The organism is Salinivibrio sharmensis, from assembly GCF_001995985.1.
Lineage (GTDB): Bacteria > Pseudomonadota > Gammaproteobacteria > Enterobacterales > Vibrionaceae > Salinivibrio > Salinivibrio sharmensis.
In genome coordinates this window covers 24,904-50,902 of sequence record NZ_MUFC01000005.1, presented here as the reverse complement: position 1 = coordinate 50,902, position 25,999 = coordinate 24,904, and the positions used below count along the sequence as shown (strand labels likewise).

The 25,999-nt window shown below is 53.2% G+C and carries 23 protein-coding genes and 1 pseudogene; 9 read left to right on the top strand and 15 right to left on the bottom strand.

The window, feature by feature from the left end; translation table 11 throughout:
- Positions 1–24 precede the first annotated feature (24 nt).
- Together BZG74_RS06315 and BZG74_RS06310 are read left to right on the top strand one after the other, a co-directional pair.
- The gene (locus BZG74_RS06315; protein ID WP_077771838.1) at positions 25–1,044 is read left to right on the top strand and encodes an alpha/beta fold hydrolase; all 1,020 of its coding nucleotides are present in this window, start codon (positions 25–27) and stop codon (positions 1,042–1,044) included.
- Between the two features lie 101 nt (positions 1,045–1,145).
- Entirely contained in the window at positions 1,146–1,955 is an 810-nt protein-coding gene (locus tag BZG74_RS06310) for a Cof-type HAD-IIB family hydrolase (protein WP_077771837.1), read from the top strand.
- Between the two features lie 47 nt (positions 1,956–2,002).
- Here the strand turns inward: BZG74_RS06310 and BZG74_RS06305 are convergent, their stop codons facing one another.
- Complete coding sequence (locus BZG74_RS06305; protein ID WP_077771836.1) at positions 2,003–2,458, bottom strand: EVE domain-containing protein; 456 nt, start codon at positions 2,456–2,458, stop codon at positions 2,003–2,005.
- Positions 2,459–2,552: 94 nt separating this feature from the next.
- Here BZG74_RS06305 and BZG74_RS06295 point away from each other — a divergent pair, with 94 nt between their 5' ends.
- A complete protein-coding gene (locus BZG74_RS06295) occupies positions 2,553–4,058 on the top strand; it encodes a hypothetical protein (protein ID WP_131825622.1) in 1,506 nt (501 codons plus the stop codon).
- A gap of 87 nt (positions 4,059–4,145) precedes the next feature.
- Positions 4,146–4,781 carry a tRNA-uridine aminocarboxypropyltransferase gene (locus tag BZG74_RS06290; protein ID WP_077771833.1) on the top strand — a complete coding sequence of 212 codons (636 nt, stop codon included), beginning with the start codon at positions 4,146–4,148 and terminating at the stop codon, positions 4,779–4,781.
- A gap of 57 nt (positions 4,782–4,838) precedes the next feature.
- Here the strand turns inward: BZG74_RS06290 and BZG74_RS06285 are convergent, their stop codons facing one another.
- From BZG74_RS06285 to ftnA, 5 genes are all read right to left on the bottom strand, one after another.
- Positions 4,839–6,719 (bottom strand): methyl-accepting chemotaxis protein, encoded by a 1,881-nt coding sequence (locus tag BZG74_RS06285; protein WP_077771832.1) that lies wholly within the window; start codon positions 6,717–6,719, stop codon positions 4,839–4,841.
- A gap of 241 nt (positions 6,720–6,960) precedes the next feature.
- Positions 6,961–8,145 (bottom strand): BaiN/RdsA family NAD(P)/FAD-dependent oxidoreductase, encoded by a 1,185-nt coding sequence (locus tag BZG74_RS06280; protein ID WP_077771831.1) that lies wholly within the window; start codon positions 8,143–8,145, stop codon positions 6,961–6,963.
- Between the two features lie 76 nt (positions 8,146–8,221).
- Positions 8,222–9,343 carry a mechanosensitive ion channel family protein gene (locus BZG74_RS06275; RefSeq protein WP_077771830.1) on the bottom strand — a complete coding sequence of 374 codons (1,122 nt, stop codon included), beginning with the start codon at positions 9,341–9,343 and terminating at the stop codon, positions 8,222–8,224.
- A gap of 97 nt (positions 9,344–9,440) precedes the next feature.
- Positions 9,441–9,788, bottom strand: coding sequence for a universal stress protein UspB (locus tag BZG74_RS06270; RefSeq protein ID WP_077771829.1), 348 nt, complete (start codon positions 9,786–9,788; stop codon positions 9,441–9,443).
- Between the two features lie 52 nt (positions 9,789–9,840).
- Positions 9,841–10,371 (bottom strand): non-heme ferritin, encoded by a 531-nt coding sequence (gene ftnA / locus BZG74_RS06265; protein ID WP_046074610.1) that lies wholly within the window; start codon positions 10,369–10,371, stop codon positions 9,841–9,843.
- Between the two features lie 221 nt (positions 10,372–10,592).
- Here ftnA and BZG74_RS06260 point away from each other — a divergent pair, with 221 nt between their 5' ends.
- Both BZG74_RS06260 and BZG74_RS06255 read left to right on the top strand, forming a co-directional pair.
- Positions 10,593–11,018, top strand: coding sequence for a universal stress protein (locus BZG74_RS06260; RefSeq protein WP_077771828.1), 426 nt, complete (start codon positions 10,593–10,595; stop codon positions 11,016–11,018).
- Between the two features lie 150 nt (positions 11,019–11,168).
- Complete coding sequence (locus BZG74_RS06255; protein ID WP_077771827.1) at positions 11,169–12,053, top strand: carboxylate/amino acid/amine transporter; 885 nt, start codon at positions 11,169–11,171, stop codon at positions 12,051–12,053.
- An 82-nt stretch (positions 12,054–12,135) separates the two neighbouring features.
- Here BZG74_RS06255 and fre read toward each other — a convergent pair whose 3' ends face one another.
- The 5 genes and pseudogenes from fre to trxA all read right to left on the bottom strand — a co-directional run bounded on the left by fre (position 12,136) and on the right by trxA (position 17,441).
- Positions 12,136–12,852, bottom strand: coding sequence for an NAD(P)H-flavin reductase (gene fre / locus BZG74_RS06250; RefSeq protein WP_077771826.1), 717 nt, complete (start codon positions 12,850–12,852; stop codon positions 12,136–12,138).
- 143 nt (positions 12,853–12,995) lie between these two features.
- Positions 12,996–14,435 (bottom strand): annotated as a pseudogene (gene ubiD / locus BZG74_RS06245) (4-hydroxy-3-polyprenylbenzoate decarboxylase); the annotation flags it as partial.
- A gap of 74 nt (positions 14,436–14,509) precedes the next feature.
- On the bottom strand, positions 14,510–15,529 hold the full coding sequence (locus BZG74_RS06240; RefSeq protein ID WP_077771824.1) for a hypothetical protein: 1,020 nt from the start codon (positions 15,527–15,529) through the stop codon (positions 14,510–14,512).
- A 136-nt stretch (positions 15,530–15,665) separates the two neighbouring features.
- Complete coding sequence (gene rho / locus BZG74_RS06235; protein WP_077578169.1) at positions 15,666–16,931, bottom strand: transcription termination factor Rho; 1,266 nt, start codon at positions 16,929–16,931, stop codon at positions 15,666–15,668.
- Between the two features lie 183 nt (positions 16,932–17,114).
- The gene (gene trxA, locus BZG74_RS06230) at positions 17,115–17,441 is read right to left on the bottom strand and encodes a thioredoxin TrxA (protein WP_021022211.1); all 327 of its coding nucleotides are present in this window, start codon (positions 17,439–17,441) and stop codon (positions 17,115–17,117) included.
- 112 nt (positions 17,442–17,553) lie between these two features.
- On the opposite strand from trxA, the gene rhlB reads away from it, so the two are divergent.
- Together rhlB and gppA are read left to right on the top strand one after the other, a co-directional pair.
- Positions 17,554–18,846: an ATP-dependent RNA helicase RhlB gene (gene rhlB / locus BZG74_RS06225; RefSeq protein WP_077771823.1), complete on the top strand. Its 1,293-nt coding sequence runs from the start codon at positions 17,554–17,556 to the stop codon at positions 18,844–18,846.
- Between the two features lie 30 nt (positions 18,847–18,876).
- Positions 18,877–20,391, top strand: coding sequence for a guanosine-5'-triphosphate,3'-diphosphate diphosphatase (gene gppA / locus BZG74_RS06220; RefSeq protein WP_077771822.1), 1,515 nt, complete (start codon positions 18,877–18,879; stop codon positions 20,389–20,391).
- Positions 20,392–20,460: 69 nt separating this feature from the next.
- Here gppA and prlC read toward each other — a convergent pair whose 3' ends face one another.
- Positions 20,461–22,503, bottom strand: a complete 2,043-nt coding sequence (gene prlC / locus BZG74_RS06215) for an oligopeptidase A (RefSeq protein WP_077771821.1) — start codon at positions 22,501–22,503, stop codon at positions 20,461–20,463.
- A gap of 283 nt (positions 22,504–22,786) precedes the next feature.
- Here prlC and gorA point away from each other — a divergent pair, with 283 nt between their 5' ends.
- Positions 22,787–24,142: a glutathione-disulfide reductase gene (gene gorA / locus BZG74_RS06210; protein WP_077771820.1), complete on the top strand. Its 1,356-nt coding sequence runs from the start codon at positions 22,787–22,789 to the stop codon at positions 24,140–24,142.
- 85 nt (positions 24,143–24,227) lie between these two features.
- Here the strand turns inward: gorA and BZG74_RS06205 are convergent, their stop codons facing one another.
- The 3 genes from BZG74_RS06205 to BZG74_RS06195 form a co-directional block, all read right to left on the bottom strand.
- Entirely contained in the window at positions 24,228–24,581 is a 354-nt protein-coding gene (locus BZG74_RS06205; RefSeq protein WP_077771819.1) for an Hpt domain-containing protein, read from the bottom strand.
- A gap of 320 nt (positions 24,582–24,901) precedes the next feature.
- On the bottom strand, positions 24,902–25,210 hold the full coding sequence (locus tag BZG74_RS06200) for a hypothetical protein (protein WP_077771818.1): 309 nt from the start codon (positions 25,208–25,210) through the stop codon (positions 24,902–24,904).
- Positions 25,211–25,990: a class I SAM-dependent methyltransferase gene (locus BZG74_RS06195; protein WP_077771817.1), complete on the bottom strand. Its 780-nt coding sequence runs from the start codon at positions 25,988–25,990 to the stop codon at positions 25,211–25,213. It abuts the gene before it with no gap.
- Positions 25,991–25,999: the final 9 nt, after the last annotated feature.

Sequence of the window (25,999 nt, the reverse complement as noted above, 5' to 3'; positions counted from 1 at the left end):
CTATCTCAGTGATGGTAAACCAAGATGACAGATCTCGCCGACAGTAAGGATCAGCCGGCTTTTGACGCGCACTCTCTCGCCCGTGAAGCAGTGCTGAGCGACGCATTTAAGCACCACATAACACCTTTTTGGCAACAACGTGAACAAGGCTACTTCCACGGTGAGGGCGGGCTGCGTTTACACTGGTGCAGCTTTACCCGTCCGCACAACACGCAAGCGGTCGTGGTGGTCAATGGCCGGATTGAAAGCGTGATGAAGTATCAAGAGATCTTTTATGATCTCGTGCAGATGGGCTATGACGTTTACAGCTTTGATCACCGCGGCCAGGGCTTGTCCGAGCGGCTGGTGATCAAGCCGCGCGATCTGGGTCATGTCGAACGCTTTGACGACTATGTCACTGATCTGGCGACCTTTATGCAATTTATTGGCGCGCACCGGCAATACGACCAAACATTCATGCTCGCCCACTCCATGGGCGGAGCGATTGCTGCACTTTATGCGCATCAATTTCCCCATGCGATAGACGGCCTTGCGATGACTGCGCCGATGTTTGGCGTGCAAGTCAACCCCTGGCTTGGGCGTATCGCACCTTGGCTATGCCGTTCGCTAGCGCGCTATCAACATCCACCACGCTTTGGTCCCGGCCAAGTCGGCTATCGTCATGTGCCCTTTGAGCAAAACCGCTTAACCCATTCACGCGCACGCTACGCCTGGTTTCGCCAGCTCTACATCAATCAGCCTCAATTACAAATTGGCGGGCCAAGTGCGCGTTGGATTGCCGAGGGGATGGCGGCGGCCCAGCGCTGCCTGACAATCGCGCCGCAGCTCACCACCCCCACACTGATCTGCCAAGCCAGTGATGACCAAATCGTATCGAACCCCGCGATGGCCCAATTTCACTTTTTACGTCAGCAAGCACAACAGCCCAGCCAATGGCAGTCTTTCCAGGGGGCTCAGCACGAAATCTTGTTTGAATCGGATACGCATCGCTCGGCGGCGTTCGTGGCCATTGATGATTTTTTTCAAACTCAGTGCCAACGTTAAAAGCGGAAATCTATCAGTGAGAGGGTTCCCTTTTTCACCATCGTCAGTTGCAGTAGACTCAAGCATACTGTGATTGTGATCGCCTAACTAATGAGGACATGATGTACAAACTCGTCGCTTCCGATCTAGATGGTACCCTGCTCACCCCAGAGCACAGTATCGCGCCCTATACCAAACAGGTGTTGGAACAACTGCACCAGCAAGGCATCCATTTTGTGTTTGCCACGGGTCGTCATCATGTTGACGTAGCGAGCATTCGTGAGACCGTCGGCATTCCTGCATACATGATCACCTCCAATGGCGCGCGCGTGCATGACAGTGATGACAATTTAGTATTCCAGCATAATGTTGACCCTGAGATTGTCGCCAACCTCATCAATGAGGTGAAACACGACCCGACCGTCACCATTCATCTGTACCGCGATAATGACTGGCTGCTGAGCAAAATGGATGAAGAGCTCGCCCGCTACCACAAAGACTCCGGCTTTAACGCCAAGGAGTTTGACGTAGAGAATCCACCCGTCGATAACATCGCGAAGATTTTCTTTATTCGCCACGATCACGACCACTTACTCAAATACGAGCACCAGTTTTTATCCCAGTATGGCGAGAAAGTCAGCGTGGCATTTTCGACGCCATTCTGTCTGGAGGTCATGGGCAATGGGGTGTCTAAAGGCGCGGCGTTGGAGGAAGTGGCGCGTCGCCATCAGCTCAACTTGGCCGACTGTATCGCCTTTGGCGATGGCATGAATGATGTGGAAATGTTGCGCGCCGCTGGGCAAGGCTTGGTAATGGCCACCGCCCAAGCTCGCGTTAAGGCCACCCTCTCAGATAAAGCCATTATTGGCAGCCACGCTGATGAGGCGGTGGCACGCTACTTAAAAGCCCATCTGTTAGACAACCTGTCCTAAGCGGTTTGGCCCACAGGGTGGGCCTACAGGCAGCAGCTTGCGATGCACTATTCCCCCGCCATCGCCAAGATTGCCTGCCATTGCGCTGCGGTAACCGGCATCACACTCAGCCGGTTACCTTTTTTCACTAAAGGCATCTCAGCCAGTGCCGGGTTTTGCTTCATTTCAGCCAACTCAATCAGTGGCAGATGACGCTGATATTCCACATCCACCATAAACCAACGTGGGCTGTCAGGCGTGGCTTTCGGGTCAAAGTAGCCGCTTTGTGGCTCAAACTGAGTATGATCGGGGTAACACGCGCGCACGACTGTGGCGACGCCTACCACACCGACGTGTTTGCACGAGGAGTGATAAATCAACACTTCATCGCCAACGCTTACCTCATCACGCAACATATTACGTGCCTGGTAATTGCGTACGCCCTCCCAACATGAAACCTTTTGCTGCTTTAGTGTGTCTATCGAAAAGGTATCTGGCTCTGTTTTAAATAACCAATAACTCATGCTAGCTTGCTCTTAACCGGATGATGGCGGCAATCTTGCCCTGCCCGCATTCAAGGCGCAAGCCTCTCTTTTCGCTCAGTACAAGGAGTTTTTCGTGCCATCTCTTCGCCCTCTTATTATCGCGTCGGTCGGTATGCTGACCCTCGCAGCTTGCAGCAGCAGTCCTTCGGGCCCCGTAGAGCTGGGTCACCGTAGCGATAAGGTTGACACGGGTCTGGTTCATACGCCGCAGCCTTTTATGCAAACCGGCCAAATCTCTGTCAGTCCCGAAACAGCAAGCTTCACGCCGTGCGGCAGTCAAAAGCAATATTGGCTTGATTTAACCGCCGAACAACGCGCGACCTTATCCCAGCAGGCCGGGCCGGTATACAGTGAGTTTGAGGGCTACTTTACGCCGGTGTCACGCCGCGGATACAGTGCTGATTACCCCGCTGCGGTGACCATGACACGCTTAAATATGATCACCAGCGAACTAGAAGGATGCGCGCAACCTCGCAACACGCTCTTGGCGGAAGGCCAGACTCCTACCACTTGGTCGGCGGCCGTCGGCCAAGGGCACCTAGCTTGGGAAAGCGAGCAAGACTCACAAGAACGCCCGCTCAGTGGACAAAGCATGAGCCAAGACCAAGCACAATTCCGCGCCCAACACGCCGCTTTAACGCTTAGCGCGCAAGGCTGCCAACAAAGCGCCAACACCCTCTATGGCTGGCAAGCACGTTTGCAAACGGCGAAAGGCACATACCAAGGGTGTGCGATCTTGCCTTCGGTAGATACCAGTCAGCATTGGGCCGGTGAGTACCAGGGTACCAGCCAGTCGCCCGGCCAACCGGCACTGACCACACAACTGACGTTGCTGCCTGATCATAGCGCCATCACCACTTACCACCCGCAAGGGGAAGCGGTGACCAAAGAAACCGGGATTTGGCAGCCGGTCGGAGAAAATCAAGTGCAAGTGCTCACCACCCGCAGCGGTGAGCAGATGGTGGTGTCTGAGCGCATATATACACGTAACGGGTTTACCCTCACCGCCTCCGAGGAAACCTTTAATGGCAACACCTATTCATTGGGTCATGACGGGTTAACGCTAAGGGTCAAAGTCGGGGATGCCGTGAACGAATCGAACCAAACGGGCGTTAAAGGCAGCGCCGAGAAAAACCCGCGCGTCGAGCAAGCACTCAAAGACTACCTTAGCGATAACGGCCAAACCGGCCCACTCACTTATCGCTGGCTTACCCACGACCTCAATCAAGACGGACAACCTGAGCTATTGGTTTTGACCGACAGCTGTGGCAGTGGCGGCTGCACCTTATTGGTGTTTAAGGGCGAGGCGCAAGGCTGGCAGTTTAATAGCCGCATGACACTGGTGCATGTGCCCCTTTTATTAGCACGCAGCCAAAGCCAGGGTTGGCATGATTTGGTCGTGCCGGTCGGTGGTGGCGGTGCGCCGGCCGGCCACCATGTGATGCGATTTGATGGGCAGCGTTATCCGCTCAACCCCAGCACTGCGCCTCGCGCGCCTAAACCGGATGACTCAGACACCACCTTGTTTGCCGATGGCATCTATGCCACCCAACAAGGGGCGGTATTGGGAGAAGAATAACGTAGACGCGCGCGACCGTGCCACGCGGGCTCGCATTCCTTGTCGGACTTGCGCACAATAACGACCTGACACCTTGAGGAGAGTCTGATGGCCCGTTTGCCCTGCCGCCAATGCGGTTTTACCTATCACTGTATCTGTCACTGCTATTGGCCCCTGCAAAGCCAATTGCAATGCGTGCTGGTGATGCATGAAAACGAAGCGGCGCGCCAATCCAACACCGGCAAACTGGTTAAAGCGGCGCTACCCCACACTCAGATAGAGATTTGGCAACGCAAACACCCGCCGCAAGCCTTGCTCGACAGCTGGGCACGCGGTGATGTGTCACCTTGGTTGTTGTTTCCCAGTGATGATGCCGTCCCCGCCGATAGACTATTTGCTGACGCGGTTCGGTCTGTCTCTTGCGCGCCATTACAGTTTGTGGTGCTGGATGCAACCTGGCAGCAGGCGCGAAAAATGCTCAATAAAAGCCCGTGGCTCCATCGTCTGCCGCGGGTCAGTTTGCCGTCGACTGCCGCCTCGCAATATACGCTTAGGCGCAACCAGCCACCGGGACACCTGTGTACCAGTGAAGCGGTGAGTGGATTACTACGAAGCCAAGGCGACGTGAACGCCGCCACGCAGCTGGACCATTTCCTTGTCCACTTTATCGAGAGCTACGAGGCCGATCGCCACCATCACACTACACCGCTCCCCGCCCCCAAGGTGCTGACACCAAACACGTGAACAAAAAAACGCCGAGCACAGCGCGTTGCCATGCTCGGCGTTTAAGTCGTTTATCGGCTACAGCTTAAAGCGGCTGATCTCTTGCTCAAGGCTATGAGAAAGCTCGGATAACGTCGCGGCTTGACGCGCGGCTTCATCCGCTTCGGTCGATAGCTCATTGGACACATCGCGAATACCCTCTGAGTTACGGGTGATCTCCGCGGTGACGCTCGATTGCTCTTCCGCTGCCGAGGCAATTTGGGTAGCCATATCGCTAATCTGGCTCACCGCCGCAACAATCTGGCTCAAGCTTTCGTTCGCCGCGCTGGCATCTTCCACACTGGCATGAGCACGCTGCTGGCTATCTTGCATCATGGTCACCGCGCGACCAGTTGCCTGCTGCAAGGTATCAATCATCTGCTGAATTTCGGTGGTTGAGGCATGGGTGCGCTGACTCAGAATCCGTACCTCATCAGCCACCACCGCAAAGCCACGGCCATGCTCACCGGCGCGTGCTGCTTCAATCGCGGCATTCAACGCCAGCAGATTAGTTTGCTCGGCCACTTCTTGAATGGTCGACAAGATGCTAGTGATGCTATGCGCATGCTGGTCGAGCTCACCAATCACACCGGTCGCCGCTTCCACTTCACGGGCAAGCTCGGTGATCGAGTCCTTACTTTGCTCCACTTGCTGGCCGCCATCATTGGCAACGCTTTCGGTCTCTTGGGCGGTGCGCGCGGTATTATCGGCATTGCCGGCAATATCTTGGGTCGCCGAGGCCATTTCATGGATAGCGGTCGCCACCATATTGATTTCATCTTGCTGATGACCAATACGGGTAGAGCGCTCTTCGGCTTGTGCCGCAGTCAGCTCGGCTTGTTGCTTGAGCGAGCCAGACAGCTGGCGCAAATGCGACACCATGGCATGCATGTTGCCGACAAAGCGGTTGAAGTTGTTGGCAAGTTTGCCAATTTCATCATTGCTGTGTGGCTCAAGGCGCTGGGTTAAGTCCCCTTCACCGGAGGCAATTTCTTCTAGCGCAGCGGACACATTGAGCAAGTCACGGAACAACACGTGCATCAACCACGTCACGGCACCGGCCACCAACAAAGTGATCACCACCGCGGTTAGCATTAGGTCGAACAAGGTATCACGCTGGCTGGCGTATTCGGTGCGCTTATCCAGCTCAATGGCCAGTACCCAATCAGTGTTAGGAACCGAGGCAAAATAAAACAGTTTATCAACGCCATCGACAGGCAATTCCACCAGCGATTGCTGTGCCAACGCCTGACGCACGCGGTTTTCATTCAGCTCAGGAGACAGGCTGCGATACGGCTTTAGCAAGCGCGCTTTGTCTTTGTGGGCGAGAAAAGTGCCATCAGCGCCTAGCAGCATCGCGTTCGCATTTTTGCCCACTTTTAATTGGGTCACGTCACGGATCAGCTGGTCAATCAACACATCTGCGCCCACCACACCGATCAATTCGCCATTACGACGCACCGGCTCGGCCAAGGTCACCAGCATCGCACCGGTAATCGCATCACTGTAAGCGGTGGTAATAATCGGGCTACCTGCACTCACCGCTTGCTTGTACCACGGACGGACGCGAGGGTCATAGTCATCGCGGTTACGCTCAGGGCGCGAGCGATACATGGCACCTTTTGGGGTACCAAAGTAGATATCGTCAAACCCACCGGCCTCACGCGCTTGCTGCAAATAACTCACACGGCGGCTACTGCTGGTGTAATCGGTAAAGGCACTGGTGATATCAGCACGGATTTGCACCCAACCGCTGATCGATTCGGTCGCCGCATCGGCAATACCACTGACGCGGCTATAGATGCTCGACTGGGTTTGGGCTTGAATTTGACTTACAGCAAGCCAGGTGAGAAAGGCGGCCATCAGCAATACAGCAGATAAGCATGCCCCAATTAATTTTTGTTTTAGTGATAACTGCATGGGAACGGCTCTCAAAGCAACGACAGGTTAATTCCAAACTCCCCGGATAACCGAGGTAGCAATAGTGAACAGCCGTCACCCCGTCCCTAGGGTACCGCGAGCCCATCCAGCGCATCGCGGGTTCACAGCGCCGGATAGTTTTTATCCGACATGGCAAGCGCGCGCTAATGTAACAGCGCGCAAGAAAGATTGCCATTTTTAAGTTAAAAAACAGTCAAGTAGGTATTATTTAGAACTAACGTCACACATGCTGCCCAGCGACCCAGCCGGAGCTCCAGGCCCATTGAAAGTTATAGCCGCCGAGCCAGCCGGTGACATCAAGCACTTCACCGATAAAATACAGGCCGGGGATATCGCGCGTTTCCAGGGTTTTCGAGGAAATCGCGTGGGTATCTACCCCGCCAAGCGTCACTTCTGCGGTGCGGTAACCTTCAGTGCCGTTTGGGGCAATAGACCACTGGTGAAAATAGTGATGAAGCTGATCGAGCTGCTTGTCATCGAGCTGCTTGAGCGGTTTATCCGGCAAGCTATCGCGCGCAATCAAGACCTCGACCAAGCGTTTGGGGAATAGGCGAGACAGTGAGGTTTTTAAGGTTTGGTTGGGATGCTTATCACGCATCGCCACCAGCACGTCTTTTAGCGACTCACTAGGGAGTAAATCGATGGTGACCGCTTCGCCCGGCTGCCAAAACGAGGAGGTTTGCAATACCGCCGGTCCCGATAAACCGCGGTGGGTAAAGAGCAGATTCTCGGTAAAGCACACCCCAGACTCAGTGGTGATCGAACATGGCACCGACACCCCGGAAATATCGGCAAAGCGCGTTTTGTCCTCTTGGTGCAATGTATATGGCACCAAGGCGGCGCGAGTGGGCAGCACTTTTAGGCCAAATTGCTCGGCAAGCTGGTAACCAAAGGGAGTGGCGCCAAGCTTGGGCATCGAAAGGCCGCCTGTGGCGACCACCAACGACTGGCAGCGTACCGGCTCACCATTGAGTTTAAGGCGAAAGCCGGTTTCTTCTTGCACGATATCATGCACTTCACAGCGATAGCGTTGACTGATGGTGGCTTGGTCGCATTCGGCCAACAGCAGGTTAACGATATCTTTAGCGCTGTCATCACAAAATAGCTGGCCGTGGTCACGCTCGTGATAGGCCACGCCATGGGTGGCCACCAGACCAATAAAGTCCCATTGGCTGTATTGCGCCAATGCGGATTTGACGAAGTGCGGGTTTTCACACAGGAAGTTACTGGCGGTGACGTCATAGTTGGTGAAATTGCAGCGTCCGCCGCCCGAGATCAGGATCTTGCGGCCCGGCTTTTTGGCATGGTCTACCACCAAAACGCGGCGGCCACGTTGGCCGGCTTGTGCCGCACACATCAATCCTGCCGCACCGGCGCCAATCACAATTACATCATACTCAGTCACACGCTTACCTGTTTATTCTCTGCTCACCCTGTGGGAGCGGCATTGTAGCAGCCCGCACGTGAGCGGCAAGCGCGATTTAACGCGCCTGCGCTTCAGGCGGTGGCACCATGGCATCGGCGCCCTGAGCTATCATGCTTGGATCCATATGCAGCGTACGGGTTGGGAAAGCAATATCCGCACCGTGCTGATGAATAATACCAATCACTTGCAGCAACACATCTTGCTTCACGCGGTGATAACGTTGCCAGTTCACCGTTTTGGTGAAGGTGTAAATAAAGAAATCGAGCGAGTGTGGGCCAAAGCTGTTGAAGTTCACAATCAAGGTTTGTCGCGTCTCGATGTCTGGGTGGGCTTCCAGCATGGCATACACATCATCAATCACTGCGCTGATTTTATCGGCGTCTTGGTAGCGCAGTCCGATGGTTTCATAAATGCGGCGATTAAGCATCCGCGAGGGGTTTTCCACCACTACGTTACTGAATACCGAGTTGGGCACGTATAAAGGGCGCAAATCAAAGGTGCGTACCACCGTCATGCGAATACCAATTTTTTCCACCGTGCCCTCAATGTTGCGATCGGGGGAGCGCACCCAGTCGCCCACTTTAAACGGGCGGTCAAAGTAAATCATCACCCCACCGAAGAAATTCGACAGCAAGTCCTTGGCGGCAAAACCGACAATTAAACCTCCGACCCCACCAACGGTCAGTAGGCCAGAAACACTGACCCCCAGGCTTTTGAGCAAGGATAGCATCCCGAAGCACACAAAAAGTGCACGAAGCACATTACCCAAGGTATTAATGGTGGTGTGATCGCGTTTGCTCGTCTCAATCATCACCTGCTCGCCGCTGTTAACTAGGCGTAACAGCACCCAAATGATGACCCAGATCACCACCAAATCTTGCACCAAGGTGAGCCAACTGAGTGAAACATTGCCTAAGGTATTATCGACAATGATTTCGAGCGAATGAGAAGCTGGCCATAACCAAATCAACACACTTAAAGGCGTGTCGATCGCCGGCCAGATGATGTCGTCCCAGCGGGTGATGGTCTTTTCCGCTAAGGCTTTCAGCCGCCCAACCAGCACGTGCCAAATCGTCCAGGCAATGGCACTGATGCCCGTTAACGTGACAACATCAGAGATCCATTCCCACGCCGCTGCCTCATGAAGCGACTGCCACCATTGGAGTAGGCTTTGCATGATTCCCTCAATTACGCTGTGATCCAAGTAGTGGCGTCAGGTTAACAAAAAAAATGCTGACCGAGGTCAGCATTTTGTCGAATTTGTTGGCGTCCGCTTACCAGCCCGCAAAAGCGACAAGAAAAAAGGTCGCGAGCAAGGCACCAGACAGCGCAGCGTTAAGGATGAACAGGTGGCGTACTTTGTTGCATTTTCCCACGAAAACTTCATCGTGGTGATGCAGATACTCCTGACTGCGAATATATTGGTACAAGCGTTTTTGCCGAGAGATATCGCCTTGGGGTGAGAGTGAGAAAAAGTTGTTATCTCCACGACAAATTTGCTGATAAAGCAGCGGATTGGCGTCGCGTAACATCACAACCAGCGCGCGCAATGAAGACAGGTAGCGCGCGAAATTAATCAGTGTGACGGTAAATACTGCCACGATTAGGATATCACCGTTCATAGACCTCTCCCTCCGCTACGCCGGATAGCGCTCAGAGGGAGGGGTAAGTCGATTACTGCCCTGCTGAGCCGTCCATCACTGACGTAGACTCTTCAACTGCCATCGATGCCAAGTCTTTGTCGATAAAGAACAAAGCTTTACCATCTTCGCCGACTAACTCGATCTTATCGAGTATGCCTTTAAACAGCTTCTCTTCTTCATGCTGCTCCGCCACATACCACTGCAAGAAGTTGAAGGTTGAATAATCTTGCGTGGTAAACGCAACGTGCGCCAAGCTGTTAATCTTTTCCGTTATTAAGCGCTCGTGCTGATAGGTTTCACGAAACACTTCGCCCAGTGAAGCGAACTCATGACGCGGCGCGTCAATCGAACCCAAAATAGGCATCGCCCCTGTCTCACTGACGTAAGTAAAAAGGCGCTGCATATGCTGCATTTCTTCTTGTGCGTGCTTATGCAGGAATCGCGCGGCTCCTTCGAAGCCTTGATCCTCACACCAAGCGCTCATTTGTAAGTATAGATTTGATGAGAAAAACTCCAAATTGATCTGCTCATTGAGCCTGTCAACCATGGCAGGTGCTAGCATATAAAACATCCTCTTTATTCGGGGTTAGCTGCCATTCTGACCAGCAGCACGTTGGTTTTCAAGCGGATCACGCCGACTAACTGCATCGATACCGAGTCTTGTATCGAATTTATGACTCGTGTCATCGTCGAATTGTTGATCGGAATGCGATCACAGTGACTGTTTTTTATACGCAAGCTCGCTAGACTGCGATGACAACCTCGAAGAAAAAGGATAACCCTATGTCATACAAGCATATTTTGGTTGCTGTCGATTTATCAAATGACAGTGAACGCCTGCTTAAAAAAGCCGATGCCTTAGCCAGTGCCCTCAACGCCCAGCTCTCCTTGGTGCATATCGACGTCAACTATGCGGAGCTCTACACTGGGCTCATCGATATCAACTTAGTCGAATCGCGTAATCGCGTGATTGAAGAGGCGCAGCAAAAGCTCAATCAACTGGCCAGTGATGCGCAAAGTGCAGTGACACATACCTTGGTGAGCAGCGGCGATTTGGCCGAAGAAATCACGGAGTCGATTCAAAACATGGGGATTGATTTGGTTGTGGTCGGCCACCACCAAGACTTTTGGAGCTCGCTGCTGTCCTCCACCAAGCAATTACTCAATAAAACACCGGTCGATTTGTTGATGGTGCCTATCCGCGACTAGCCGCACCGCACTTTCTTTCCTGTGAAGGCGGCGATCCCGCCTTCTGCTTCCACGATCGCCTACTCTTACTTACGCAAGACGAACCGATTGCGTCCCCGCGACGAAACGGTACACTGCCCTTTTTATCACTTTATCGAAGGAACCGAAGCCATGGGGTATCTTAGCGGCGTGACACTGCTGTGGGCCTTTTCATTTAGCCTGATTGGCGTGTATCTCGCCGGCCAAGTGGACAGTTACTTTTCCGTCCTGATGAGGATTGTGTTGGCCGGATTGGTGTTTTTGCCTTTTTTGCGTCCTCGCCAAGTAAAACCAGCGTTTGCCGCTAAGCTGATGTTGGTCGGCGCCTTTCAACTCGGCATTATGTACTGCTTTTTCTATCAGTCCTTTTTATTTTTGTCGGTGCCAGAGGTGCTGCTGTTTACCGTCTTTACCCCGCTTTACGTCACCTTGATTTACGATGCCTTAAAGCGCCAGTTTAGCGCGTGGTATCTGCTCACCGCCGCGATGGCGGTGCTCGGCGCCGTGGTGATCCGCTATGCCACCGTCAACCCAGATTTTCTGGTCGGCTTTTTGGTGGTGCAAGGGGCGAACCTTTGCTTTGCGATTGGCCAAGTCGGTTACAAATACCTGCTTGAGAAAGAGCACACTCAATTGCCTCAGCATGCGGTGTTTGGATGGTTTTATCTTGGCGCCTTAGTGGTGGGTGTGCTGGCTTTCGCCCTGCTGGGCCACAGTGACAAACTGCCCACGACACCCACCCAGTGGGGTGTATTAATCTACCTAGGCACCATCGCCTCAGGGCTGGGCTATTTCTTTTGGAATAAGGGAGCGACGCTGGTGAATGCGGGGGCGCTTGCAGTGATGAATAACGCCTTAATTCCAGCCGGCATTGTGGTCAATGTATTGATCTGGAACCGCGACGCTGATCTGCTGCCCTTACTCAGTGGCGGGGTGCTAATTTTAGCCGCACTGTGGTTTAACCAAACCTGGGTAAAGCGCCGCGTCGAAGCCCAGCGGAGTGCCACCCCACAGTAGGCCGCCCCAACATCTCAGTCACCTAAATATAAAACAGGCAGGGAAATCCCTGCCTGTTTACTTACCCGAGAAAAAGACTTAATCAGATAAAGGCAAACGCGTCTGAGTAGAGGTGATCACGACTCACACCACGCTCTTTACAGAACATGTCGCGTGCGACACCTGCCATTTCAAAACGGCCCGCGATATAAATGTCATAAGCGCCAAGGCTGACAAAATCTTCCATCACCGCTTCTAATACATTGCCTACTTTACCGCGCCACTCGCCTTCAGCCTGCTCCACCACGGGCATGAAGGTAATATTGCTATGTGACTCAGTCAGTGCTTGCAGCTCGTCATGGGCATAGAGCTGACAAGGGGTACGCGCGCCCCAATAAATAAAGATAGGTGACTGTATTCCTTGACTAATACAGTGATCGACCATGCTGCGCACGTAAGAAAAACCGGTACCGCCGGCAATCAACAACAGGGGGCGATCGCTATCACGTAGCCAAGCGTCACCGGCAGGCTCTGTGATTTCAAAGCCCGCTTCACCGCTTTCTAGCACAGCTTTGGCTTTCTCAACCACTTCTAGCGCAAACGGGTTCTCGTCTGCCGCGCCAACGTGTAGTTCGAGTTCGGCACCATCTTCACGGCATGGGCTACTCGCCAGCGAAAACGGGCGCTTATCTTTTTCGCCCATCACCGCCATCACGTATTGCCCTGGCTGGTAGCTCACCGCCTGCTGTGGCTTCAGGACAATGCGGTAGGTGTGACATGCCAACGGCTCAACGGCTGTCACTTCACATAGTATTGACATTCTGTTCCTCTGTTCGTTTTGCTACAGCCGATGAGGTTATAAGAGGCGGCATCACTACCGCCTTGGGCTGTGTTTTTATCGTTAACGGTGAATGCTAGCGCATTCCAATAGGATTAGTCTAAGATCCCTAATTCATCCCAAATCGCATCGACACGTGCGACGACCTCTGGGTCTTTCGCAATCGGTGTGCCCCACTCGCGATCGGTTTCCCCTTGCCATTTATTGGTGGCATCGAGACCCATTTTCGATCCCAGCCCCACCACAGGTGAGGCAAAGTCGAGTGAGTCAATCGGGGTGTTGTCTACCATTACGGTATCACGCGACGGATCCATACGCGTGGTAATCGCCCAGATCACGTCATTCCAATCACGCGCGTTGACGTCGTCGTCACACACTATCACAAACTTGGTGTACATAAACTGGCGCAAAAATGACCACACCCCCATCATCACTCGCTTAGCATGACCGGGGTATTGTTTTTTCATGGTCACCACCGCCATACGGTACGAGCAGCCTTCAGGCGGCAGATAGAAATCGACAATCTCTGGGAACTGCTTTTGCAAAATCGGCACAAACACTTCGTTCAGCGCCACGCCCAGTACCGCGGGCTCATCGGGTGGACGCCCCGTGTAGGTGCTATGGTAAATCGGTTTTTTGCGCATGGTCAGATGCGTCACGGTGAACACATGGTGGCGCTCAACCTCATTGTAGTACCCGGTATGATCGCCATAAGGCCCTTCATCAGCGTATTCATTGGGGTCGATGTAGCCTTCCATCACGATTTCCGCACTGGCCGGTACATCCAAATCATTGCTGATACACTTGGCCACTTCGGTTTTGCTGCCGCGCAATAAGCCAGCAAACGCGTATTCCGACAAGGTATCAGGCACCGGTGTCACTGCCCCGAGAATGGTGGCAGGGTCAGCGCCATAAGCCACGGTGACCGGAAAAGGCTCGTTGGGATGGGTTTGCATCCAATCATGTAAATCTAACGCGCCACCGCGATGAGCCAACCAACGCATGATCACTTTGTTTTTGCCGATTTTTTGCTGGCGATAGATGCCGAGGTTTTGCCGCTTTTTATTCGGTCCGCGGGTAATCGTCAGCCCCCAGGTCAGCAAGGGTGCCACATCCCCGGGCCAGCAGCGCATCACCGGAATCTTATCCAAGTCGACCTCATCACCACTCAGCACCACCTCTTGGCAGCGTGGACGACGCACGGTTTTCGCTGGCATGTTGAGCACTTGACGAAACACGGGCAGTTTATCGAGGGCATCACGAAAGCCTTTGGGTGGCTCAGGCTCTTTGAGGTACGCAAGCAATTTGCCTACCTCGCGCAGCTCAAGCACGTCTTCTCGGCCCATCCCCAAGGCAACACGTTTGGGCGTACCAAAAAGGTTCGCCAGCACCGGGATGTCATAACCCACCGGGTTTTCGAATAACAGCGCCGGCCCGCCCGCTCGTAGGGTGCGGTCGCAAATCTCGGTCATCTCCAGGTCTGGATCAACCGGCTGGGTAATGCGTTTTAGCTCACCTTGAGCTTCAAGGTAGTCAATGAAATCGCGCAGATCGGAAAGTTTCATATCAGGCTCAACGGGTTAATGGTCACCTCTATGATACCAAGTTAAGCGGTATCCGGATCGGTAAAGGCTCGACATTAGCGCGACGACAACGCAGATGCAATGTGCTGCTGCCCAAGCGGCCCTAACTGATCTTGCAAGCTACTCAACCAGTCACCTTTACCCGCCTCCACCAGCAGCTGCGCCACGTGATTGCCTTGTCGCAACGACAGTTGTGTCAGAAGAAAATCGGCAACCGGTGCAGGCAGTGGTGATAGGTTGGCCAGCTGGCGAATCGCAGGTCCACGCAACGAGGGGTTATCGGCCGCGGCCATCATCTGCTGCAGTGCAAACGGCTCTGCTCCGCGGTCACGCAGCGCGTGCAAGGCTGCAAGGCTATACTGATCGGTGCCTCGGCGCCATAACCTTTCATACAGCGCGGGACGATCCGTGGCCTGTGCCAACGCGGCTAAAATCGCGTTGTCTGGCATCCACATTAAGGTCGGATCATTAAGATACTGATCGGTCAGATACGCTAAGCCATCGCCGTCATAGTCAGCAATCATGCTTACCAAGGCATCACGGCGTCGCGCATAATCGGCCTCATCAGGTTTCACCCAATCAGCAACGACCAACTGACGATAGCTCAATAGCATGCCGAGCTCTTGGGTTAATTGCTGCTGGCGGTAGCGATTAAGCTGCTTGCGCGCCGCGGCGGCGTAATGAAACGCAGGCGTGGTCACCCAATAACCGTCTTGTTGGTGACGTAACAGAAAGTGTGGCTGCTGCTGACTTAAGGTCACGAGATAATCGCGCCATTTCTCGTTATCCAGACGCAACGGTGAAGAGAGCAGCCGATATAAGGTTGCCTCACGCGTCAGAGGAGGAAGCTGGCGAATGTGTGACTCAAGCGCATTGATATCGCCGTTGGCTTGGAGGGTAAAGGCAGTACGCATCGCATCCGCCGTACTGGCTTTATCTAACACTTGCTCAATAAAAGGCTGCGCTACGATTTGCCCATCGGCCGCTGGCTCATTGGATGCCGATACCGTGGAGGAAACAAAGCCCACGATCCCTAGGCATATCCCTGCTAGCTTGATGCGAAAACGTCTTGCCATCCGTTGCAATCCTATCTTCGGTGTCACGCGTCCTGCGTCACCTTTCCTTGGTGACTCGTATTGTGCGAGCTCGGTATGCGCTGAGCAATAAAAAAGCACTGCGAATGCGCAGTGCTTAACACTATTGCGTCACCAATTACGAGTTTTGCCGACGCATGGCATCAAAGAATTCGTTGTTGGTTTTGGACATCGCCAATTTACCAATCAAGAATTCCATGCCTTCCAGCTCGCCCATTGGATGCACAATTTTGCGCAAGATCCACATTTTTTGTAGTTCATCGGGCTTGGTCAGCAACTCTTCACGACGGGTACCAGAGCGGGTGAAGTCAATAGCAGGGAAAACACGTTTTTCAGCAATCTTACGGGACAGGTGCAATTCCATATTACCCGTGCCTTTAAACTCTTCGTAGATGACTTCGTCCATCTTAGAGCCCGTGTCTACCAGCGCAGTGGCGATAATGGTCAGGCTGCCGCCTTCTTCCACATTACGCGCCGCACCAAAGAAACGCTTCGGACGGTGCAAGGCATTGGCGTCAACACCACCGGTCAATACTTTGCCTGATGATGGCACAACTGTGTTGTAAGCACGCGCCAGACGGGTGATCGAGTCCAGCAAGATAACCACGTCTTTTTTGTGCTCCACCAAACGCTTGGCTTTTTCAATCACCATTTCGGCGACTTGCACGTGGCGGTTCGCGGGCTCGTCAAAGGTTGAGGCAACCACTTCGCCTTGTACCAAGCGCTGCATCTCGGTCACTTCTTCCGGACGCTCGTCAATCAACAGCACCATCAATTCACAGTCTGGGTGGTTAAACGCGATGCTTTGCGCAATGTTTTGCAGCAACATGGTTTTACCCGCTTTTGGCGGTGCCACAATCAAGCCGCGCTGGCCTTTACCAATCGGCGAAGCCAAATCCAGCACACGTGCTGTGATGTCTTCCGTGGAGCCGTTGCCACGCTCCATCACCATACGCTCGCTGGCATGCAGTGGGGTCAAGTTTTCAAACAGGATTTTGCTGCGCGCGTTGTCCGGCTTATCGCTGTTCACTTGGTTGACTTTTAATAGCGCAAAGTAACGCTCGCCATCTTTTGGCGGCCGAATTTTACCCGCGATGGTATCGCCTGTGCGCAGGTTAAAGCGACGAATTTGGCTTGGCGATACATAAATGTCATCAGGGCCGGCCAAATACGAGCTGTCTGCGCTGCGCAAGAAGCCAAACCCGTCTTGAAGAATTTCCAGTACGCCATTGCCGAAAATATCTTCACCGCTTTTTGCGTGCTGTTTGAGGATCGAAAAAATGATGTCCTGTTTACGCAAGCGAGCCAGGTTTTCAAGTCCCATGCTTTCGCCAAGCGCAACCAGCGTCGAGACGGGTTGAGTCTTCAGTTCGGTAAGATTCATAGTGGTGAGTGTCTTGTTTGTCAAAGTTGAGGTCTGAAATTAGTTAGCGTGTCGAGACCAGTGGTATGTTCGAGAGATGAACAGAAGTACAAATTCCGTGCAATAAGGTAGCACCTAAATGGGGTATCGTCTAGTTGGCAGAAAAACAACCGCCGCTGAGAGGCAGCGACGGTTACTTTAGCATTATAGGTTGGCGTCAAGAAACTCTTTCAGCTGAGTTTTTGACACAGCACCAACCTTGGTTGCTGCCACGCTGCCATCTTTAAACAGCAGCAGTGTTGGGATACCACGGATGCCGAACTTAGGCGGTGTACCTGCGTTCTGGTCAATGTTCAGTTTTCCGATGGTGACTTTACCTGCGTATTCTTCAGCGATTTCGTCCAGGATAGGCGCGATCATTTTACATGGCCCACACCATTCTGCCCAAAAATCCACCAATACAGGCCCTGCAGCTTTTAGAACGTCTGCCTCAAAGCTGTCGTCGGTTAGCTGCATAATTTTGTCGCTCATCTTCTACTCCAATACATGTTTTTGTTACTGGCTAAATTGCGACCAGTAAATTATGGGACTATTTGACTGGATTCGCTTCCGTATTGCAAGCCTAAGCTGATATTCTATCCGGATGAAAATGACGCATATCACAGAGCAGAAATTTGCCGAGCTCGGCTTGCACGCCGATGTTCTCAAGAGCTTGGAGGCCAAAGGGTTTACTCAATGTACCCCTATCCAAGCCCTGGCATTGCCGGTCCTGCTCACCGGCCAAGACATTGCAGGACAGGCGCAAACGGGGACAGGCAAAACCCTGGCGTTCCTGGCTGCGACGTTTCATCACCTCCTGACGACCGATGCGCCTGCATCGCGTAAAAAAAATCAGCCGCGTGCCATTATATTAGCTCCTACGCGTGAATTAGCGATTCAGATCTATAATGATGCTGAGCCGCTTTTAGCGAATACATCGATCAGCGCAGGGCTCGCGTATGGTGGCGAAGGCTACGACCAACAGCAACAGACGCTAGAACAGGGTGTCGATATTTTAATCGGTACCTGTGGCCGTATTATCGACTTTTACAAAAAGAAAGTGATTGATTTACACGGCATTCAAGCTGTGGTGCTCGATGAAGCGGATCGCATGTTTGATCTCGGTTTTATCAAAGACATTCGCTTTTTGTTTAACCGCATGCCCGCCCCCGATCAGCGCTTGAACATGCTATTTTCGGCGACCTTGTCGTATCGCGTACAAGAGCTGGCTTTTGAGCATATGACCAACCCAGAACATGTGGTGGTCGAGCCCGAACAAATTACCGGTCATCGCATCAAAGAAGAGTTGTTCCAGCCATCAAACAAAGAAAAGATGCCGCTGTTACAAACCTTGATTGAAGAAGATTGGCCTGAGCGCGCGATTATTTTTGCCAACACTAAGCATCGCTGCGAATCAATTTGGGCCCATTTAGCGGCTGATAACCATCGTGTGGGCTTGCTCACCGGCGACGTTCCCCAGAAAAAACGGGTTAAAATCCTCGAGCAATTCACTAATGGCGAGCTCGATCTATTGGTCGCAACCGATGTCGCCGCGCGTGGCTTGCATATTCCGCAAGTGACTCACGTGTTTAACTACGATCTGCCAGACGACGCGCAAGACTATGTGCACCGTATTGGCCGTACTGGACGCGCGGGTGCCAGTGGCAGCTCCATCAGCTTTGCCTGTGAAGAGTATGCGGTAAACCTGCCCGCGATTGAAGAGTACATCGAACACAGCATCCCGGTTAGCGAGTTCGACCGCAGTGCACTGCTAAAAGATTTGCCACCGCCAAAGAAAATGGCAAAGCGCCCTAATACGCAGCGCCGCAGTAACAATAACAAAGGTGGCGGAAATAACCGCAACCGCCAACGTCGTCGTCCGCAAAAGTCGGCATAAGGTTTCACGACAGATAGGTCAGAGCGCATCATGAGTGGTCACGGACATCCCACATCGACCCCGTCGCTGTACGCCGCGATTGATTTAGGCTCCAACAGCTTTCATATGCTGGTGGTGCGCCAAGTGGCAGGCAGCGTGCAAACGCTCGCTAAAATTAAGCGAAAGGTTCGCCTTGCAGCCGGCATGGACGACCAACAACAGCTGAGCGACGAAGCCATGCAGCGTGGCTGGGATTGCTTGGCCTTGTTCGCCGAACGTTTGCAAGACTTCAACACTGACAACATCCGTGTCGTCGCCACCGCGGCCCTGCGTCGTGCCAGTAACGCCGAGGCGTTTTTAGCTAAAGCCAACACCCTGCTTGGTCACCCGATTGAGATTATCTCCGGGGAAGAAGAGGCACGCACCATTTATCAAGGGGTCGCGCATACTTCTGGCGGAGCGGGCAAACGCTTGGTGGTCGACATCGGTGGTGCCAGCACCGAACTTATCATTGGCGAGCAATTTGAGCCGACAGTGCTACAAAGCCTCAACATGGGCTGTGTCACCTTTTTAGAAGACTATTTTGCCGACCGCGTGCTCAATCAATCCGCCTTCGATACTGCGATTGCTGGCGCTAAAGCCGAGTTAGCCCCGCTGATAGAGCAATATCGTGCGCTCGGCTGGGACTGCTGCGTCGGTGCCAGCGGCACCGTACAGGCACTGCAAGAGATCATGGTCACCCAAGGCATGGATGAAGTGATCACCCTAGAGAAGCTTCACCGGTTGCGCGATCAAGCCATTGCCTGTGGGCAAATGGACGCGCTGGACATCGAAGGCTTGACCTTAGAGCGTGCACTGGTCTTTCCCAGCGGCTTATCGATACTGATCGCCATTTTCGAGTGCTTAGAGGTGACACGCATGACCTTAGCGGGTGGTGCTCTGCGCGAGGGGTTGGTGTATGAAATGATGACCGCGATGCGCCACAGTGATATTCGCGCCCGTACCATCGCCAGCATTCAATCCCGCTATCAGCTTGACCAAGCTCACGGCATCAACGTCGCCGATACCGCTCTCGAGCTGCTCAACCAATGTCCCGCCTCTTGGGTGCCAGAGCCAGAAGCACAAAGCTTGCTCCATGCCGCCGCGTGCGTGCATGAGATTGGCTTAAGCATTGGCTTTAAGCAAGATGGTGACCATGCAGCGTATTTAATCACCCATCTCGACCTGCCCGGCTTTACGCGAGCGCAGAAACAGCTGGTTGCGACCTTGTTGCGCTACTACCGAGAGCAACTGGTGTTAATTGATGGCCAGCATGCGCTGTCTACCACCAGCGCCAATCGGCTGTTGCGTCTCCTACGCATTGCGGTGATTTTATGCCATCGCCGTGACAGCCGCGTCCGCCCGGTGATAGCGCTCACTGCCGAGGAGGACGCCCTGACTCTCCACTTGGATACCACACTGCTTGAGGCCAGCCCATTGCTCCGCGCAGAGTTAGAGCAAGAAGCACTGCGCCAATCAAGCCTAGGGTTGCCCCTGGTGGTGCTCACGGATGATACAAGCCTCTGACCCTACCGATGAATCAAAAAAGCCCGCGTCGTTACCGATGCGGGCTTTTTTATGGTGAGGGTTCAGCCGCTACGCGGTGGTGATACCACTGTGACGCAACAAGGCCTCAGGGCGTGGTTCACGCCCTCTAAAGCGCTCAAATAAGTCTTTCGGCGCTTCACTGCCACCGCGGCTAAGAATATGGTTAAGGAAATCTTCACCGGTATCACGGTTAAAGATCCCTTCTTCTTCAAAGCGCGAGTAAGCATCGCTCGACAGCACTTCTGCCCATTTATAGCTGTAGTAGCCGGCACTGTAGCCACCGGCAAAGATGTGGCCAAACGCGTGAGGGAAGCGGTTCCACTCTGGTGTTGGTACCACAGAAACCTGCTCACGCACCGCACTTAGCGTTTCCATGATCCGTGGGCCCACCTCTGGGTCAAACTCGCTAAACAAGCGGAAGTCGAACAAACTGAACTCGAGCTGGCGTAACATGGCCATCGCTGAGTTAAAGTTTTTCGCCGCCAGCATTTTCTCCAACATATCTTCCGGTAAGGCTTCCCCAGTTTGATAATGCCCCGAGATAAAGCTCAGTGCGTCTTGTTCCCAGCACCAGTTCTCTAAAAACTGGCTGGGTAACTCAACCGCATCCCAAGGGACACCATTGATCCCCGACACATCCGCTACTTCTACTTTTGTCAGCATGTGGTGAATGCCGTGGCCAAATTCGTGGAACAAAGTGACCACTTCGTCATGGGTAAACAGCGCCGGGTCATCGCCCACTGGCGGATTAAAGTTACAGGTTAGATACGCCACTGGCGTTTGAAGCTCGCCGTTAGCTTTGCGGCGACGGACACGACATTCATCCATCCATGCGCCGCCACGTTTGTTTTCACGCGCGTACAGGTCAAGGTAGAAGCTGCCGCGCAAGGTACCTTCGCTATCATGAATATCATAAAAGCGCACACTGTCATGCCACGTATCGATGCCCTTGCGCTCAGTAATGGTCATGCCAAATACGCGTTTCATTACTTCGAACAAGCCAGAAAGCACACGTGCCTCAGGGAAATAAGGGCGCAGCGCTTCATCAGAGATGGTGTAGCGGGCTTGTTTGAGTTTTTCGCTGTAGTAAGGGATATCCCAAGGCTCGAGCACATCAACACCAAACTCTTCTTTGGCATAGGCTTTTACTTCTGCAAACTCTCGCTCACCTTGCGGACGCGCTTTATCAACCAGGTCGTTCAAAAAGCCCATCACTTGTTCCGTGCTCTCTGCCATTTTCGTGGCCAGTGACAGCTCACTATAGTGATTAAAGCCGAGCAAACGTGATAGCTCATACTTGAGGCGCAACGACTCATTCATCAGCTCAGTGTTGTCCCACTGCCCCGCCTGCGGGCCGCGATCAGAGGCGCGTGTAGTAAAGGCTTCATACATTTCCTGGCGCAGCGCTCGGTTATCGCAGTACATCATGACTGGCAGATACGAGGGAATATCCAGCGTAAATAAGTAACCTGATTGCGACTTACTTTCAGCCTGCGCTTTCGCTGCATTGAGCGCCGATTCAGGCAAGCCGGCTAATTCACTTTCATCGCTAATCAGCTTACTCCAGCCCATGGTGGCATCGAGCACATTGTTGCTAAATGAAGAGGAAAGCTCCGACAAGCGTTTTTGAATTTCACCAAAGCGGTGTTGCTGATCGGCTGGCAGGGCAATCCCGGACAGCTCAAAGTCTTGCAACGCATCGTTAATCGCTTTTTGCTGCGCCACATCGAGAGCAGCAAACTCAGCACTGTCTTTCATCGCTTTGTATGCGTGGTATAGGCCTTTATGCTGACCGCGCCAGGTGGAGTATTCCGACAGCAACGCCAGGCAGCTTTCATACGCCTCACGCAATGGCTGACTATTGACCACCGCATTCATATGGCTCACCGGTGACCAGATGCGGCCAAGACGATCTTCCGCCTCTGTGACCGGCACGCTAACAGTATCCCAGCTTGGTTGCTCGGCCGCCGCTGCGGCATCCACCGCTTGGCGACAGTCAGCAATCGCGGCTTCGACGGCCGGTTTAACATGCTCTGGCTTAATGGCGGAAAACGGAGGTAAATCCTCAAATTGAAGAAGCGGGTTGGACATAGTGCCTTCCTTTTTGCTGATAAGGCGCTCACATTGCGAGCCCCGGGCAGATAAGTAACTTTCTTTATATGCCGTCTCTCTTGACGCTTTTCAATCCCTCCCCGTTTACCGGCGTGTATTGCGAGCGTTACAAAATGATTCTGAGACTGCTGCCTCACTGCCGGTTTGGTATGCTATTGCTCAGTGGGTCAGAGATGGTGGCTTTACAAGCGACGCCAAACACGACAAGCTGACCTCGATATCAATGCCAGTGGCACCCAGTGCCTATAAGATGGAGAAAGACATGGCGAAGCATTTCGACTACATCTGTATCGGTGGCGGCAGCGGCGGTATTGCCTCAGCCAACCGTGCCGCGATGCACGGTGCTAAAGTCGCCCTTATTGAAGCAAAACACCTTGGCGGCACCTGCGTAAACGTAGGCTGTGTCCCTAAAAAAGTCATGTGGCATGGCGCTCAAGTTGCTGAAGCGCTGAACCTCTATGCATCAGACTACGGCTTTGATGTGGATGTAAAAGGCTTTAATTGGTCAACCTTAGTGGATAACCGTGAAGCCTACATTAGCCGCATTCACAAGGCCTACGACAACGTACTGGGCAAAAACAATATCGATGTCATCCGCGGTTTTGCCCGCTTTGTCGATAACAACACGGTAGAGGTAGATGGCGAGCACTACACCGCCGATCATTTTTTGATCGCCGTGGGCGGCACGCCAACCATTCCAACTATTCCGGGTGCGGAATTAGGGATCGACTCTGACGGCTTCTTTGCCCTCCCCGAGCAACCTAAGCGTGTGGCTGTGGTGGGCGCCGGTTACATCGCGGTCGAAATCGCCGGTGTCCTGCATGCGCTAGGCTCTGATACCCACTTGTTTGTGCGTAAAGATCGCCCACTGCGCACCTTTGACCCCATGGTGACCGATACCTTGGTCGAAGTGATGGAAAAAGAAGGCCCCACCCTTCACACCCAGCATGTGCCCGTGTCGGTAACGGAAGAAAGCGACGGTAGCCTGACGCTTGCCTTTGAAAACGGCACCACTCACAACACGGACACCCTGATTTGGGCGATCGGTCGTCACCCAACCACGGATAAAATCAACCTCGGCGCCACCGACGTGCAGACCACGGCCGATGGCTACATCAAGGTTGACCCGTATCAGACCACCAGTGTCCCGCACATTCACTGTGTCGGTGATATCATGGATGGCGGGATTGAGCTGACGCCTGTCGCCGTCAAAGCGGGGCGCTTACTGTCAGAACGTCTGTTTAACGGCCAAACGCATGCCAAAATGGACTATGATTTGGTCCCCACCGTGGTCTTTAGCCACCCGCCAATCGGCACCATTGGTTTGAGCGAGCCAGAGGCACGTGCCAAATACGGTGATGACAATATCAAGGTTTACACATCAAGCTTTGCGGCCATGTATACCGCTGTCACTCAGCACCGCCAACCCTGCAAAATGAAGCTGGTATGTGTCGGTGATGAAGAAAAAGTGGTCGGACTACACGGTATTGGCTTTACCGTTGACGAGATGATTCAAGGTTTTGCGGTGGCGATGAAGATGGGCGCCACCAAAGCAGACTTTGACAGTGTGGTCGCGATTCACCCCACCGGCTCGGAAGAGTTTGTTACTATGCGCTAAGCCGCGCAAGATGGGCTCATATCAAAACGCCGTGTCAACACACGGCGTTTTTTATTGGCAGCTCACTACTCTGTCCAACACAATGCTAGTAGGTAAGCTGTGCGCAAAATCGCGCCAGGCCTTCTTTGATGTCCGATAGCGCCTCAGCCGCGTGGTCGGCGGCTTCCTGCTTTGCCGCTTGCTCGAGCGCAAGCGCTTGCTGATGCAGCTCTAGCGCAGCAAGGTTGCCCGCACTGCCTTTCATCTTATGTGCTTCGCGCGCCAAGGCGGCATAGTCGGCATTGGCAAGCTGCTTTTCCATGCTTGGCAGTTGTTGCTCACTTTCCTCAACAAATATACTGCAAGCCTCATCGAGAAGCGCCGGGCTATCCATTAGCCGGCTCAATGCTTCCTCTTTATCCCAAACCGGTATCTCGGCTTTTCCTTGATTGACACTCATGATGGAGACCCTTTGTACTAATAGACCTATGTGCCACGGGGGCTTGTTGATGGCTTTATCACCACCTTGTTTCTAATAGTTACTAAGCTTAACTGGCTACGTCTAGCACGTTGCGAACGTGGCTAAACTCAGGCTCAATCATGCTCGCTTTTCCCCCAATTCATAAAAAAAGAAGTGAGTGCAGAACATGATGGATATGTTGCCTTGGCTAATCGTTTCTGGCCTGATTATCTCAGTAATTACCGGACTGCTAACCGTACTGATGGTAAAAGGCCTCGACTAAGCGCTCAAAGGCTCCATGGTTCGCTATGGAGCCTTTGTTACTGACTGCCCTTATTCGCTTTCTTTTTTTCTTTCTTATCCTTCTTACTCTTCTTGCCTTTCTTTTCGGCTTTTTGCTTCACTTTCTTCTTGGCTTTTTTCGCCTTTTTGTCGACGTTATCCGCGCCTTTGGCCACCTTCTTCTCCGCGCCATCGACAAGCGAAACGGGACGACATAAATAGCCTTTATCACTGGCCACCCGCGCACACTTGCTACAAGCAGCTCGCGGTGGCATGGTAATTGCCGCAAGGGTACTCAAGTTAGCCTCAACCTCACCCCGTCGCCATTTACACAAAGATTTAGCCATTTACACCTCCGCACTTAACGCCGCGTTGATGTACATGTCAAAACGGTTTTTCTTGGTGGTAATACTCGAGTGCGGGGCAATGGCCGCCAAAGGCTCAGCATAATCTGGGCGCTTAACGACCACACGACTACGTGCAAGTTGACAGGCTGGCGATAACAAGGCGTCGGCGTCCGTGTCCGCCCCCACTAAAGACTGGAACACGCGCATTTCTTTCTTCACCAGGGCTGCTTTTTTCTTGTGCGGATACATGGGGTCTAAATAGACCACATCAGGCCGTCGCAGCCCGGGGGTCTGCGCCATATCGGTGAGTGCTTGCTCACTGCTGGCATGCAGCAATGTCATACGCGATTGCATCCACGCGCCAATATCTGGATCGCGATAGCCACGCTGTAAGCCGTCGTCGAGTAGTGCGGCGACCACCGGGTGCCGCTCAATCATTTGCACTTGGCAACCCAAGGAAGCTAAGACAAACGCATCACGTCCGAGTCCCGCGGTCGCATCCAGCACGCTTGGCGTCACGCCTTTATTGAGCCCCACCGCCTTGGCAATGGCTTGCCCCTTTCCGCCGCCAAATTTACGCCGATGACCGACCGCACCACCGACAAAATCCACAAATACTGCGCCTAGTTTAGGTTCATCCTGTTTACGCAGCTCAAGACGCGCCTCGGTCATCACCAGCGCAAATGACGAATCAGGTGTGTGTGTAAGTGTCCACTTACTTTTTAGCTCCTCAAACTCGTGCTCTTTTTCAGGGGCCTCGCAAATCAAACTGAGTTGCACATTGGATCT

Excerpts from the sequence above, each read along its gene's own strand:
- BZG74_RS06255 (WP_077771827.1), top strand. The coding sequence starts at position 11,169 with ATGGGGTATCTTAGCGGCGTGACACTGCTGTGGGCCTTTTCATTTAGC.
- BZG74_RS06315 (WP_077771838.1), top strand. The coding sequence starts at position 25 with ATGACAGATCTCGCCGACAGTAAGGATCAGCCGGCTTTTGACGCGCAC.
- ftnA (WP_046074610.1), bottom strand. The coding sequence starts at position 10,371 with ATGCTAGCACCTGCCATGGTTGACAGGCTCAATGAGCAGATCAATTTG.
- fre (WP_077771826.1), bottom strand. The coding sequence starts at position 12,852 with ATGTCAATACTATGTGAAGTGACAGCCGTTGAGCCGTTGGCATGTCAC.
- BZG74_RS06305 (WP_077771836.1), bottom strand. The coding sequence starts at position 2,458 with ATGAGTTATTGGTTATTTAAAACAGAGCCAGATACCTTTTCGATAGAC.
- BZG74_RS06275 (WP_077771830.1), bottom strand. The coding sequence starts at position 9,343 with ATGCAAAGCCTACTCCAATGGTGGCAGTCGCTTCATGAGGCAGCGGCG.
- BZG74_RS06310 (WP_077771837.1), top strand. The coding sequence starts at position 1,146 with ATGTACAAACTCGTCGCTTCCGATCTAGATGGTACCCTGCTCACCCCA.
- BZG74_RS06270 (WP_077771829.1), bottom strand. The coding sequence starts at position 9,788 with ATGAACGGTGATATCCTAATCGTGGCAGTATTTACCGTCACACTGATT.
- BZG74_RS06285 (WP_077771832.1), bottom strand. The coding sequence starts at position 6,719 with ATGCAGTTATCACTAAAACAAAAATTAATTGGGGCATGCTTATCTGCT.
- prlC (WP_077771821.1), bottom strand. The coding sequence starts at position 22,503 with ATGTCCAACCCGCTTCTTCAATTTGAGGATTTACCTCCGTTTTCCGCC.
- gppA (WP_077771822.1), top strand. The coding sequence starts at position 18,877 with ATGAGTGGTCACGGACATCCCACATCGACCCCGTCGCTGTACGCCGCG.
- BZG74_RS06260 (WP_077771828.1), top strand. The coding sequence starts at position 10,593 with ATGTCATACAAGCATATTTTGGTTGCTGTCGATTTATCAAATGACAGT.
- BZG74_RS06205 (WP_077771819.1), bottom strand. The coding sequence starts at position 24,581 with ATGAGTGTCAATCAAGGAAAAGCCGAGATACCGGTTTGGGATAAAGAG.
- rho (WP_077578169.1), bottom strand. The coding sequence starts at position 16,931 with ATGAATCTTACCGAACTGAAGACTCAACCCGTCTCGACGCTGGTTGCG.
- trxA (WP_021022211.1), bottom strand. The coding sequence starts at position 17,441 with ATGAGCGACAAAATTATGCAGCTAACCGACGACAGCTTTGAGGCAGAC.
- BZG74_RS06290 (WP_077771833.1), top strand. The coding sequence starts at position 4,146 with ATGGCCCGTTTGCCCTGCCGCCAATGCGGTTTTACCTATCACTGTATC.
- BZG74_RS06200 (WP_077771818.1), bottom strand. The coding sequence starts at position 25,210 with ATGGCTAAATCTTTGTGTAAATGGCGACGGGGTGAGGTTGAGGCTAAC.
- BZG74_RS06240 (WP_077771824.1), bottom strand. The coding sequence starts at position 15,529 with ATGGCAAGACGTTTTCGCATCAAGCTAGCAGGGATATGCCTAGGGATC.
- rhlB (WP_077771823.1), top strand. The coding sequence starts at position 17,554 with ATGAAAATGACGCATATCACAGAGCAGAAATTTGCCGAGCTCGGCTTG.
- gorA (WP_077771820.1), top strand. The coding sequence starts at position 22,787 with ATGGCGAAGCATTTCGACTACATCTGTATCGGTGGCGGCAGCGGCGGT.